The following is a 1,086-nucleotide window of genomic DNA, read 5'->3' on the forward strand; positions in this document are numbered from 1 at the left end:
CCACAACCAAACAGAGCTTTGATGAAGTCGCAACTCTGATAAGCTAGGTGCTTTCCCTTCTGCCATCTGGGCTTCTGGGTCCTGTTCACTGCATATTGGCAATAAAGGTGAAAATATCGAAGCTGTTTCCTGAAATAATTCCAAAGCAGAGCGGCGTACCCAGCCTTGCCCAAAACTTACCCTAGAAGGCTCGTTCCATCGGTATCTATCTTTTATTCGCGTATCGATAGACTGCTTAAACAAAGGTACTCGTGTTTCACACCAGAGGTCGTGACCAAATAAACCGGGTGAATTAGCACCTAAAGCTAACACTAAAGGCGTCACCATTTGAAAGGCATTGAAGGTATTTGCATAGTCTTCAGGGTCGACTCGATAATGAATCTGGAATGAAGTATTCGCACCTTCCAAGGTAACGTCCTGCATATCCATTTGTAAAGGAGGTCTACCGTTAATATCAATTTCAAATTCACGCCCACGACGTTCAAACAATTGCTCAACCAAGGTTCTATAACGCTGGCGGTCCGTCATACAAACAGGCCCGAAATGAGAATTATCCAGCGTAGGAAGTATACCGACAGGAAATATGCGACCTTCATATTTTGCAGCAATATCATTTAGCTTCGACAGCTGGCGGCAAATCTCATTTTCTGTCGACTTAAACGGCGCATCCGACAGGGAATATGGAGTCAGGTTATATTCCAGGTTATAGCGGTTAATCTCCAGAGTCAGTTGTTTGTCATCAGCAGCATCTAAGATTTCTTGATTCAGCAACAAGGGCTCTCCCTTGCTATCAACAATATACATTTCGAGCTCGGCACCCAAAATAGCACTACCCGGTTTCTTTTTTCCAAAGCCTGTCTGTGACAATAGGGAGCTCAAGCTGGAAAGGTTGGTCTGCAGTTTTTTTTCAAAGTCTCGATAATCACTTTCTGCAAAACTGCTCTTATCTATATCAATTCCCATCTATCCGTACTCTGTATCAATGGTGCTTTCTGAATCAGCTTCAAAACAAAATCTATAACTCATACTATGAACAAACTTCTTATCCAATGCCTTGATCTGGCACAAAGACTTATTAATACCTGA

At 42.6% G+C, this 1,086-nt stretch carries 1 pseudogene; it reads right to left on the minus strand.

The annotated features are described in order from the left end of the window. Nucleotides 1-963, minus strand: a pseudogene (locus A3735_RS00750) (glutamate--cysteine ligase); the annotation flags it as partial. Nucleotides 964-1,086: the final 123 nt, after the last annotated feature.

The organism is Oleiphilus sp. HI0061 (genome assembly GCF_001635675.1).